Raw genomic sequence first — 10,862 nt, 5'->3', positions numbered from 1 at the left:
GTAGCATTACCTAGAAACCAAAACCAATGGTGCAGCGACGCCTAGAATCCGCCCGTTAGTTCAGACTGACGGCTTTAGGGGCTCGAGGTTATCGTTGTGGTCGCCGGTCTTGTTGGCGCGCATTATGTAGTGCCGGCCGGCGATCGCGGGGCTTGTATGCCCAAGATGTCCGGCAGCCTCCTCAGCCCCATTACGTTCTAAGTAGTTCCACCGAAAGGCTCCGAGGATTCATTACGCAGTCCCCTAATCGGAGCGGGTTATGTTTACTCCGTGCCCTCATTTTCCTCGGGACTGGAGGAACTAGTCGCTGGCTTCGGTATTGCTCTTATTCGCCCTGTCTAAAAATGATCCGGGGGTGATGCCGCCGAAGGCAGTGAAGCGTGGGAGCGGTTCGTGCCGTTTTTACAGTTTCCTCCGGCAGCAAGGAAAGCCATCTACACGACGAACTCTATCGAGCCGTTTAACAATGAGCTGAGTAAAGCCACCCGCAATCGAGAGACAGGTTCGAGCGGTCACGTCTTTAAGCAATCGTGCTTTAACCGCGTTGGGAAACGGTCACAATAATTTTCATCAATGAGGGTACCCACCACTTCACCACTGATGCAGGTAGGCTGGGTGAGGTTATTAGCGTTAAATCAGTACCTGAAGGGTGAGATACTCCAACCATGATCCAATTCGTAGTAGGCGCCGCCGCAGGTTATGTCTTTGGCACCAAGGCCGGCCGCAAGCGTTATCACCAGATCAAGGGCGCATACGAAAAAGCGATCAACTCCCCCGTAACCAAGAACGCTTTAAACGCCACCCGCAAGGCAGTAGCAAACAAGCTCGATCCAGAACCCCGCATGAAAGAGATAAAGGATCTAAGCCGCGGCCGCCGCGTCAAAGGAAACCAGCTAGACGGCCAAGACCGTATCTACGAGCCCGACGAAGATTAATTAGGCTGCGGCCCACGAAACGCCCTGTCATTGAGCTCGCGGCGGGCCTGCTCGAGGGCGACGAGATCGGCGAAAAGCGAGTTATAGGCTTGCTCGTCATCGGAGGGGCGCATGCGGCCTAGTTGGGCCTTAATTTGGGCCACTTGGTCGCCCACGCGGGCTTCCTGGAGGCGGGAAAGCACGCTGTCAGCATAGACCTCCCAAGCCTTGGGATCGGACTCATCGCCCACCTTGATCGGCTCAACAGCAAGCTCACTGACAAAGTTGCGCGCGGTGAGATCGAGCATCTCCCCTGCCACAGCAGCGATCCATTCCACGCTGGGCAGGTTGGCTCCGGCAGCAACGCCACCGACGGTAGAGATAGCCTCCCGAACGATTCGATAAGACTCATTCGAGTACGCATCGGCGGTAATCCCGTCGAAGTAAGAACCGGCAAGGCCCGGGTACTGCAAGGCCAGCTTTAGGGCCTCCCGCTGCGGCCACAGGTGGGTCTCACGGGGGCTCGGCACGTGGAAGACCGGAGTGTTCTGTTGCGCGGGAGCGGGCGTGCCGGCTTTAATCGGGGCGTCGGCAAGCCGTGCCCTCTTGTCCTGTTTCTTAGGCCGGCGAGCCTCCTGCTGAACCTGCTGCAGGACTTCCTCCGGGTTGGGCCAACCCACCCAGCCGGCTAGGCGGCGGGCGTACTCACGCTGCAGCGGGGCGTCGCGAATCTGCGCTACCACGGGCACCGCACGACGCAATGCTTGCAGACGCCCCTCTGCGGTATCAATGCGGTATTCGCTAAGCACCGATTGGATGACGAACTCGAACATCGGGATGCGGTCCGCGATGAGCTCACGCACCGCGGCGTCGCCCTTGGCCAGGCGCAAATCGCAAGGGTCCATGCCATCCGGCGCCACGGAAACGAAGGACTGGCCCGTGAACGCCTGCTCGCCTTGGAAGGCGCGCATGGCGGCCTTTTGTCCGGCTTCGTCGCCGTCGAAGGTGTAGATAAGCTCGCCGTTGAAGTAGGAATCATCCAGCATTAGCCGGCGCAGGACCTGCAGGTGGTCGCCGCCGAATGCAGTGCCACAGCTGGCCACTGCAGTCTTTACGCCCGCCGCGTACATCGCCATGACATCGGTGTAGCCCTCCACCACCACTGCCTGATGGGCCTCAGCAATGTTGCGCTTGGCCAAATCCAAGCCAAAGAGCACCTTGGACTTGTGATAGAGCATGGTCTCAGGCGTGTTCATGTACTTGCCCAAGTTGTCATCATCAAAAAGCTTGCGCGCGCCGAAACCAATGACGTTGCCGGATAGGTCCTTGATGGGCCACAGGAGGCGGCGGTGGAAGCGATCGATCGGCCCGCGCTTACCCATCTTGGAGATGCCTGCGGCCTCTAGTTCCTCGAAGGAAAAGCCCATGCGCAGAAGGTACTTGGTGGCCGTATCCCAACCTTCCGGGGCATAGCCACATTCAAACTCGTAGATGATCTCCCTACTAAAACCACGGTTCAGCAGGAACTCGCGCGCGGTGGCCGCCTGTGGGGTCTCCAGCTGTTGGCGGTAAAACTCGTGCACAGCCTTATTTGCCGCGATGAGGCGCTGGCGCGTGCCGGGCTTTTCGTTACGGTTGCCCGTGCTGCCGCCCTGATAATTGATGTGATACCCAATCTTCTGGGCCACTGCCTCGACAGCTTCTGGGAAGGAGACTTGCTCCATCTCCATGAGAAAGCTGAATACGTCTCCGCCCTTGCCTGTAGAGAAGCAGTGGTAGTAGCCACGCTGCGGGCGTACGTGGAAGGACGGAGTCTTTTCTTCCTTGAAGGGTGACAGCCCCTTCAAGGAGTCATAGCCAGCCGGCTTGAGCTGGACGTACTCCCCCACGATTTCCTCGATTGGCGCGCGTTCACGGATCGCTTGGATGTCGCTCTCCGGAATTCTGCCTTGTGCCATGCGCTAAAGATTACCCCGCGCGGGCTCGCGGGGCTTGGGGTGGGTCTCCCAGATGGTGTCGTTTAGTAGTCCGCTACACAGATAACGGTGACGAAGGGCGGTTTACCCACCGAAGGGGTCAGCAAAAAGGTCTGAAAGCCACACTGCCTTTTGCATGCATTTCCGAGTCACTTCACGTCGGTGTTAAGGGATTGACTGGATTTCTCGATCAGGCGCTACGCCTGTAAAGATGGGGGCATGGCCAATCCCCCCTCCTCTCAGAAGAAGCCGCTCGCAGCGATCGGCGGCGTGCTCGTGGTACTTGCAGCCGGCTACTTCGGAATCGACCTGGCAGGGAACTCTGATGGTGATAACAGCGCTTCTTCGGCCGGCTCGAGCGCCACTGCGCCGACTACCGCTGCGCCGACGACTGCTGGGTCTCGGGACGGGTCGGCTAATTCCGCCTATCCGCAGTGCGCGATGGACTCCTTGCCCAAGGAAGCTGAGGATACCGCGGAGGACATCTTGGCCGGCGGGCCTTATGAGCACCCAGACAATGACAACAAGCGCTTTGGCAACTACGAGGGCGTGCTGCCTAAGGAGTCCAAGAACTACTACCGCGAGTACACGGTGGACTCGCCTGGCGTGAACCACCGCGGCACCAAGCGCATTGTCACTGGTGGCGGCACTGAAACCGACCCTGACGTGTGGTACTACACTGACGATCACTACGATTCCTTCTGCGAGATCCCTGATGCTGAATAATCTCTCCAAAGTACTCATCACGCAGCCGCTGGAAAGCCGCGAGGATCTATACGCCGCCCTAGGCACCATCCGCGGTTGTGACGCCTGCATGGCGCCGCGCAACCTCGACGCTCTGGCGGACTTCCTGCGCGAGCACAAGGTGGAAACCATCGTGGCCTCAGCATGGAAGCTGTCCACCACTGACACCGCGGCGGTTCTCGAGGTGCTTGGGGACAACGGCGTTCGTCTCTTCCGCTAACTTCACTCTTCAGTCAACAGGGGTGCCGTGTCTACGTCTCGTATCTTTCGGTGACGAGCTGAATCGCTTACAGATTCAATGACTTTCCATTGTGCTGGGGTGGTTTCCACGAACCGGGCGTTCCCAAATTGTCGGAACTAAACGAGGCATGGATTAAGGTATCGGCCACGCACTTTTAACCCATAAACCCAGAAAACTCAGCCGTCGAGCGCGCCAGGCGCTCCAGGCGGGACTCGGTCATCGAGGCGATCTGGTCCACGATGACGCGCTGGCGCTCCGCGTCTGTTTCGGCGCGGTTAAACCAGAGCCTAAACATCGGGTCGAGCGCACCCGGCGCCCCCGCGGATAAGTAGTCAAAGACGCGGTAGATGCGCTCACGCTGGCGGTCCTGGCGAGCCAAGTGCACCGGTTCGTCCATGACGTAGAGCACCGCGATGGTCTTGAGCAGCTTGACCTCCCCTTGCGCACGCACCGGCACTGCCAGATTGCCGTGCTGGCGGCCCAGCTCCAGCTGTGGCTCTTTGGCCGCGCGGGTGGCCTGCACCGTGGCCCCGACATAGCGGCCCACGAGCTCGGAGGTCATCTTCTTCAGCGTGGTGTAAGAGCGCAGGGAGAAATCGAAGTCGCTGACCTCCCGGATGATGGGCAAGGTGCGGAGGGAATCGGCGGCGTCGAGAAGCTCGTCTGCGGTGCCGCCGAAAGCCTTAGCGCCCTTCTCCGCAAGCGCAGCGAGTTCCACCAGGTCCCACAGCACCGCGAGTGAAATGCGGCCGGAAACGATGCCGTCCTCCACGTCGTGAACGGAGTAGGCGATGTCATCGGACCAGTCCATGGCCTGCGCCTCCATCGAGGGGCGCGCGTCAGTATGTCCCTCGCGCAACCAGGCCAGGATGTGTGCGTCCTCGTCGTAGCAGCCGTACTTGCGGTTGACCGTTCCATCCGCATTGGTCTTGGTGCGTGGGTACTTGCAGGCGGCATCGAGCGCCGCGCGCGTGAGGTTGAGCCCGTAGGAGTTGTCCTGCGCGTCCACCACCTTCGGCTCTAGCCGAGCCAAGATGCGCAAGGTCTGCGCGTTTCCCTCGAATCCGCCGCACTCTTGAGCCACCTCATTGAGAGCGTTCTCTCCGTTGTGCCCATAGGGCGGGTGGCCGATGTCATGGGTCAGGCCCGCCATGTCGCACAGGTCGGGGTCCAAACCAAGCCCGGAGCCGATGCCGCGGGCAATCTGCCCCACCTCCAGTGAGTGGGTCAGTCGCGTGCGCGGGGTATCGCCGTCGTGGGGGCCGACTACCTGTGTTTTGTCCGCGAGGCGTCGCAAAGCAGCGGAGTGCAATACGCGAGCCCGATCGCGGGCAAAAGCCCCTCGGTGCTCTTCAGCGGCTGGGGTGCCTGGCTCGCTGAAGGCCGATCCTTTGGGGCTCTCATCAAAAAGACGTGCTGCGTCGTGCGCGCTGTAGGAATAACTCACATCTAGCAGTTTAGGCGCTAAAACTGCCATGGTTCATCCGCGGCATACCACCTAAGGCATAAGAAATCGCCCCCGCCGCCTCTCCGAAGAAAGGCAGCAGGGGCGAGAACTCAATGTTCGAGTTTACTTCTTGCTAGACAGTGCGCTCGACAGGTCCTCCACGAAGTAGAAAGGCGCGTTTACCAGATCCTGGAGGGTGGTCAGCACGACATCGATGACATTCTTGAATACGTCCAACATAAGTGTTCCTTTCCGTTGTTTTGCACTTGCGCAATCTACGTTAATCTAACGACAGTCGTATTGGAAGCAAAACCGACTGGGAATTTTCTGCAATTTTTGTCAATTGCCTGATTTTACACCCGCACGCTGGAAGATCATGGTCTAGATTTCCTGCGAATTTCCTCATGCCGAGCCCTGCGGGAGGGCCTCATCATCGCTTCCACGCGGTGCAGCGCACTCCGCAGGTGCTCCGCAACCTTCTCGCCGAAGACTTTGCGCGCGGCGAATACGGCGAGCCCGCCCATCTCGTGGGCAAGGTAGCGCCACCAGGCCCGGGCGAAGGTTGGGGTGGGATATCTCGAGGCGCCGCGCACCTGGGTGCTCATCCCCTCGTCGCGCGCGATGAGCCACACCCGCAACCGGTGTAGCGGATCCGTAATGACGATGGCGTTCGCATACCCGTAGCGCTGACGCACCTCCCGCAGGGACTCCACGGTGTCGTTGCCCACGGGCACCGCCAACACACATGCGTCCGGTACGCGTTCGCTGAGGTAGCTCTGCCCCACCTCAGCCTCGGTAAAACGATCCCCTGGCAGCTTGCCGCCCACGGTGACAATAGGGATCTGCGGGTATAGCGCATGCGCGTCGACGGCCTCCTCGAGGCGCGCAGAAAGGATGCGGGAGGGGTGGCCGTCGTATTGCGCAGCCCCCAACACGATGATGGCTTCAATGTTGGCTTCTAAGCTCAGCGCAGGCTTGGCTCCCCGTTGTGCTGCGCGGCGTAGCAGGGGCACGCAGCGAATAATGCGTCTCACTCTCACCAGGCTAACTGTATTCTGGTGGGCATGAATTCTTGTGCGCGTATTGGCCGTGCCGCAGTAGCGGCGTTGTTCGTGGGTCTGGGAACCCTAGCTCCTGGGATTACCCAAGCCGGAGCTGCCCCCTCCCCGCAGCAGATGGTGCTGGCACAGGCAGATCCCTCGACTGTGACGCAGAAGGTCACGGATAACGCCGGAGTGTTGTCCTCGAGTGAGAAGTCCCAACTACAGGAGAAGATTACCTCCCTGCAGAAGGATGAGGGACTGATTCTTTACGTGGTATTTGAAAACACGTTGCCGGGTACCGCGCAGGACTATGCAGACGAGTTTATTGACGCCAAGGGCCCCAACTCCGCGGTCTACGTGGTGTCAGTTGAAGACCGCAAGGTGGGCGTGCAGACCGGCAACGCTTGGTCTTCCGGGCGCTCGGACGCTATGTACGACGCCGCATCCGCGCACCTCGCCGAGGACGACTTCGGGGGCTCTGCACTCGCGCTTGCCGACGCCGCCGTGAGCGGTTCCACCGGATCTTCCGGTTCCGCAGGTGGCGCAGGTTCCGACTCCGGCTCGGGGGCCGGCTGGCTGGCGGGTGGTGCAGGTGCTCTGGCAGTAGCCGGTGGTGGCATCTGGGCAGCCTCGCGCCGCAAGACCAAGAAGGACAACGCGCAGAACCTCGAATCAGCACGCGCCATCGAGCCGGGCGATACCAACTCGCTGTCATCCCTTCCCACCGAGACCCTGCAGGAGCTGGCCCGCGAAGAGCTGGTCTCCACCGACGAATCCATCCGCCGCGGCAAGGAGGAGCTCGACATCGCCACGGCCGAGTTCGGCCCGGAGCGCACCCGCCCGTTTACCCGCGCGATGAACCACTCCACCACCACGCTGCAGAAGGCCTTTGCCTTGCAGCAGCGCCTGGATGACTCCATCCCGGAGTCCGAGGCGGAGCGCCGCCAGATGCTCATCGAAATCGTCTCCTCCTGTGGGCAGGCTGACGACGCCCTCGATGCCCAAGCCGCCGACTTTGCCAAGATGCGCGACCTGCTCATCAACTCCGACTCGAAGCTCGACGAGCTGACCCAGCGCACCGTGGACATCCGCACCCGTATTACACAGGCCGAGCAGACCTTGGCGGGCTTGGTGTCCAAGCACCCAGCCGAGGCGCTGGTCTCCATCGAGGACAACCCACACATGGCCACCGTGTCCGTGGGCGAGGCAGAAAAGCTACTAGAGCAAGGCCGCACGCTCGCCGCGCAGCCGGCCGGCCAGCAGGGCGGATTGGTAGGCATCATCCGCGACTCCGAGCACGCCATCGAGGTGGCAGACCGACTGCTCTCCGGCGTGGAAAACGCCGAGGCTAACCTGGCCGCAGCGCACTCCAACTTGAGCGCGCTCATCGCGGAGGTACGCGGCGAGATCGAGGAAGCACAGCAGCTCGAGGCTCAAGGCAAGAAGCTGGGCACCGACGCTGACTGGGAGGCCCTAGGCGACGTCACTTCCCGCGCCCAGCAGGCCGTCAGCGCCGCCGAAGCCGGCCAGGCCACTGACCCGCTCGGCCACTACACCACGCTGATTGCCATCGACTCTGAGCTCGACGAGCGACTCGACGCCGTGCGCGAGGCGACCGCCACGCAGGCCCGCCAGCTGGACCTCTACACCCAGCAGATGCAGGCGGCTGAGTCCAACATCCAGGCCGCCGAGGACGTCATCTCTACCCGCGGCCGCGTGGTCGGCGCGCAGGCCCGTACCGCGCTCGCGGACGCCAAGCGTCTCTATGCGCAGGCGATGCAGCTTAAAAACAGCAACCTGCGCGGTGCCATCGACGCCTCCCGCCAGGCTGTCGCGGCCGCCCAGACCGCAGCCCGCCGCGCCCAGGACGACATTGATTCCTACCGTCGCCGCCAGCAGCGCCAGGCTGCCGGATCCACCGCAGGTGACATCATCACCGGCATGGTCATCGGCCAGATGCTCGGCGGTGGCCGCAGCTACGGCGGTGGCTTCGGTGGTGGCTTCGGTGGCGGCAGCTTCGGAGGCGGCGGAGGCAGCAGCTTCCGCGGCGGCTCCTTCTAGCTCTGCCTGCGCGCCTTTAGCCGCGCAGGCGCCTCGGGGCATCGACAAGCAGGCAACAATAAGTAAGAAATGCCGCGTCAATGTCCGGCACGTTTTCCGCTGCGATGTCAAAAATCTCCAGCGCCCCCTTGAACGTGGGGCGGGTGCGTAGGACCTCATTTCCGTCGGCATCGCGAATACGGCGCTCGCGACGGAAGGGGTTCGGCCGGTCCAGTGTGTACTCACGGTCCAGGCACTTGGCCTGCATGTGGCTGACAGTTACGCCCTGCTGAGCCACGTGCAGGGTCTTGCCCGTCGTGGCCGTACCGCGCACCCAAAAGCGCTGGCTACCACTATCCACTGAGTGCTCCAGCAAAATGCGCTCCTGCGCCGCGGCCAATTGTGATTCCTTCACGTTGAGCACATCAGCGCGTACCGTTGCCCACACAGTGCCCTCGGCATCGCTAAGGGTTTCATTTTCCCAGGTTAATTGCTTCCTGTCCATCGTCTTTAAGCAGTACCTAGCGCAAACTAGAAGACGAACAGGGACAACACAGCCACCACCGATGCCAGCACCAAAGTGGCGATGATCGGCATGGCCTTGCCCTGGGTCTTGGCCTCCAAGATGAGGCGAGTAAACCAGCTGAGCGCGACTGTCTCGGCGTCGGAAAGCGCATCCGCGGCAGCCTCCGCATCGAACTCGAGGATGGCCTTGCGCACACCCGAATTCTTCGTGGAGAACTGCGCTACCTTCAACCCGGCTGGGTTCTCAACAATCCAGTCACCGCTGTTTTCGTTGATAAAGGCAAAAGGTCGGCCGTTCAAGTCAGCCTCGATGCGCTTGTCCCGACTCAGGTTGCCTGTCAAGGCGTAGACACGGTCCTCCACTTGGGCGGTCGCGCCCGTGGAGAAATCACTGGCAAGCTCCCAGCGCTGGCCATCAACGTCCGCGGAATCCGCGGAGAAGACGCCATACGCTGCAGGGCCTGCCTCCATGAGGAGGACAGGGTGCTCGCGGTCAGTGCGGTCCCAGCTTGTGTATTCCATTAGCAGCCAATCAGGCGGGCAGCCAGGTAAGCCTCAAGGTCGTCGATCTTCACGCGCTCCTGCTCCATCGTGTCGCGCTCGCGAACGGTGACGGCACCGTCCTCGAGGGAATCGAAGTCGTAGGTGATGCAGAACGGCGTACCGATCTCATCCTGACGGCGGTAGCGGCGGCCGATAGCACCGGAGGTGTCGTAGTCGACGTTCCAGTTCATGCGCAGCTTGGCAGCCAGCTCACGGGCCGGGTTGGCCAGCTCTTCCTTCTTGGACAGCGGCAGAACCGCAACCTTAACCGGAGCCAGACGGCGGTCCAGGCGCAGAACCACGCGCTTGTCGGTGCCGCCCTTGGAGTTCGGAACCTCTTCCTCGTCATAAGCGTCAACCAGGAAGGCCATCATGGAACGGCCCAGGCCGGCTGCCGGCTCAATGACATATGGAACCCAGCGCTCCTCGGTGGTCTGGTCGTAGTAGGACAGATCCTCGCCGGAGCCCTTCGCGTGCACGGAAAGGTCGTAGTCGGTACGGTTTGCCACGCCCTCGAGCTCGCCCCACTTGGAGCCAGTGAAACCGAATGCGTACTCCACGTCAACGGTGCGCTTGGAGTAGTGGGACAGCTTCTCCTTCGGGTGCTCGTAGAGACGCAGGTTCTCTTCCTTGATGCCCAGGTCCACATACCAGTTGTAGCGATCATCAATCCAGTACTGTTGCCACTGCTCGTCCTCGCCCGGCTTGACAAAGAACTCCATCTCCATCTGCTCGAACTCGCGGGTGCGGAAGATGAAGTTGCCCGGGGTGATCTCGTTACGGAAGGACTTACCGATGTTCGCGATGCCGAAAGGCGGCTTCATGCGAGCAGAGGTCATGACGTTCTTGAAGTTCACGAAGATGCCCTGTGCGGTTTCCGGACGCAGGTAGTGCAGGCCCTGTTCATCATCGACCGGACCCAGGAAGGTCTTGAGCAGACCGGAGAATGCCTTCGGCTCGGTCCAGTCACCTGGCTGGCCGGTCTCAGGATCGTTGATGTCCGCCAAGCCGTTTGCCGGCTCGTGGCCATGCTTTTCCTCGTATGCCTCGAGCAGGTGGTCAGCGCGGTAACGCTTACCGGTGTGGCGGGACTCCACTAGTGGGTCAGTGAATACCTCAACGTGGCCGGAGGAGACCCATACCTGGCGCGGCTGGATGACAGAAGTATCGACGCCAACAACGTCCTCACGGGACTGCACCATGTGGCGCCACCACTGGCGCTTGATGTTTTCCTTGAGCTCAACACCGAGGGGACCGTAGTCCCACGCGGAGCGAGAACCGCCATAGATTTCACCTGCCTGGTAGACCAATCCGCGGCGCTTGCACAGGCTTACAACGGTATCGATGACGCTTGCCATTATAAAAAGGACTCCTCTGTTAAGGGATAGT

Annotated in this window: 10 protein-coding genes and 1 pseudogene; 5 read left to right on the top strand and 6 right to left on the bottom strand. The window is 61.1% G+C overall.

Annotation, left to right across the window (positions count from 1 at the left end; translation table 11 throughout):
* Nucleotides 1–378: 378 nt before the first annotated feature.
* Nucleotides 379–495: pseudogene (locus HMPREF3153_RS12655) on the top strand (transposase); the annotation flags it as partial.
* Nucleotides 496–665: 170 nt separating this feature from the next.
* Nucleotides 666–935, top strand: coding sequence for a hypothetical protein (locus HMPREF3153_RS10390; protein WP_049062589.1), 270 nt, complete (start codon nt 666–668; stop codon nt 933–935).
* Here the strand turns inward: HMPREF3153_RS10390 and dnaG are convergent.
* Nucleotides 932–2,872: a DNA primase gene (gene dnaG / locus HMPREF3153_RS10385; protein WP_070420798.1), complete on the bottom strand. Its 1,941-nt coding sequence runs from the start codon at nt 2,870–2,872 to the stop codon at nt 932–934. The two genes, HMPREF3153_RS10390 and dnaG, sit on opposite strands and share 4 nt — an antisense overlap.
* 237 nt (nt 2,873–3,109) lie before the next feature.
* On the opposite strand from dnaG, the gene HMPREF3153_RS10380 reads away from it, so the two are divergent.
* Entirely contained in the window at nt 3,110–3,616 is a 507-nt protein-coding gene (locus HMPREF3153_RS10380) for a guanyl-specific ribonuclease (protein WP_070420797.1), read from the top strand.
* Nucleotides 3,606–3,854 carry a hypothetical protein gene (locus HMPREF3153_RS10375; RefSeq protein ID WP_046646262.1) on the top strand — a complete coding sequence of 83 codons (249 nt, stop codon included), beginning with the start codon at nt 3,606–3,608 and terminating at the stop codon, nt 3,852–3,854. The genes HMPREF3153_RS10380 and HMPREF3153_RS10375 overlap by 11 nt, the downstream gene beginning before the upstream one ends.
* 175 nt (nt 3,855–4,029) lie before the next feature.
* On the opposite strand, the gene HMPREF3153_RS10370 is transcribed toward HMPREF3153_RS10375, so the two are convergent.
* Together HMPREF3153_RS10370 and HMPREF3153_RS10365 are read right to left on the bottom strand one after the other, a co-directional pair.
* The gene (locus tag HMPREF3153_RS10370; protein ID WP_034656761.1) at nt 4,030–5,322 is read right to left on the bottom strand and encodes a deoxyguanosinetriphosphate triphosphohydrolase; all 1,293 of its coding nucleotides are present in this window, start codon (nt 5,320–5,322) and stop codon (nt 4,030–4,032) included.
* Between the two features lie 374 nt (nt 5,323–5,696).
* Nucleotides 5,697–6,335 carry a YdcF family protein gene (locus HMPREF3153_RS10365; protein WP_049159386.1) on the bottom strand — a complete coding sequence of 213 codons (639 nt, stop codon included), beginning with the start codon at nt 6,333–6,335 and terminating at the stop codon, nt 5,697–5,699.
* A 51-nt stretch (nt 6,336–6,386) separates the two neighbouring features.
* Between HMPREF3153_RS10365 and HMPREF3153_RS10360 the strand changes: the two genes are divergently transcribed.
* Nucleotides 6,387–8,426 carry a TPM domain-containing protein gene (locus tag HMPREF3153_RS10360; RefSeq protein WP_049192131.1) on the top strand — a complete coding sequence of 680 codons (2,040 nt, stop codon included), beginning with the start codon at nt 6,387–6,389 and terminating at the stop codon, nt 8,424–8,426.
* 16 nt (nt 8,427–8,442) lie between these two features.
* On the opposite strand, the gene HMPREF3153_RS10355 is transcribed toward HMPREF3153_RS10360, so the two are convergent.
* Genes HMPREF3153_RS10355 through HMPREF3153_RS10345 form a run of 3 tightly spaced genes read right to left on the bottom strand, consistent with a single transcriptional unit; the run spans nt 8,443 to nt 10,831 of the window.
* Nucleotides 8,443–8,910 carry a hypothetical protein gene (locus tag HMPREF3153_RS10355; RefSeq protein WP_070420796.1) on the bottom strand — a complete coding sequence of 156 codons (468 nt, stop codon included), beginning with the start codon at nt 8,908–8,910 and terminating at the stop codon, nt 8,443–8,445.
* Nucleotides 8,911–8,936: 26 nt separating this feature from the next.
* Nucleotides 8,937–9,452 carry a hypothetical protein gene (locus HMPREF3153_RS10350; protein WP_049151756.1) on the bottom strand — a complete coding sequence of 172 codons (516 nt, stop codon included), beginning with the start codon at nt 9,450–9,452 and terminating at the stop codon, nt 8,937–8,939.
* On the bottom strand, nt 9,452–10,831 hold the full coding sequence (locus HMPREF3153_RS10345; RefSeq protein ID WP_070420795.1) for a glycine--tRNA ligase: 1,380 nt from the start codon (nt 10,829–10,831) through the stop codon (nt 9,452–9,454). Before HMPREF3153_RS10345 ends, HMPREF3153_RS10350 begins: the two co-directional genes overlap by 1 nt.
* Nucleotides 10,832–10,862: the final 31 nt, after the last annotated feature.

The organism is Corynebacterium sp. HMSC06C06 (assembly GCF_001807295.1).
In the GTDB taxonomy this organism is placed as follows: domain Bacteria; phylum Actinomycetota; class Actinomycetes; order Mycobacteriales; family Mycobacteriaceae; genus Corynebacterium; species Corynebacterium striatum.
This window is presented reverse-complemented; position numbering and strand designations above follow the sequence as displayed.

Coding starts and splice junctions, on each gene's coding strand:
- HMPREF3153_RS10390 (WP_049062589.1), top strand. CDS start 666: ATGATCCAATTCGTAGTAGGCGCCGCCGCAGGTTATGTCTTTGGCACC.
- dnaG (WP_070420798.1), bottom strand. CDS start 2,872: ATGGCACAAGGCAGAATTCCGGAGAGCGACATCCAAGCGATCCGTGAA.
- HMPREF3153_RS10380 (WP_070420797.1), top strand. CDS start 3,110: ATGGCCAATCCCCCCTCCTCTCAGAAGAAGCCGCTCGCAGCGATCGGC.
- HMPREF3153_RS10375 (WP_046646262.1), top strand. CDS start 3,606: ATGCTGAATAATCTCTCCAAAGTACTCATCACGCAGCCGCTGGAAAGC.
- HMPREF3153_RS10360 (WP_049192131.1), top strand. CDS start 6,387: ATGAATTCTTGTGCGCGTATTGGCCGTGCCGCAGTAGCGGCGTTGTTC.
- HMPREF3153_RS10355 (WP_070420796.1), bottom strand. CDS start 8,910: ATGGACAGGAAGCAATTAACCTGGGAAAATGAAACCCTTAGCGATGCC.
- HMPREF3153_RS10350 (WP_049151756.1), bottom strand. CDS start 9,452: ATGGAATACACAAGCTGGGACCGCACTGACCGCGAGCACCCTGTCCTC.
- HMPREF3153_RS10345 (WP_070420795.1), bottom strand. CDS start 10,831: ATGGCAAGCGTCATCGATACCGTTGTAAGCCTGTGCAAGCGCCGCGGA.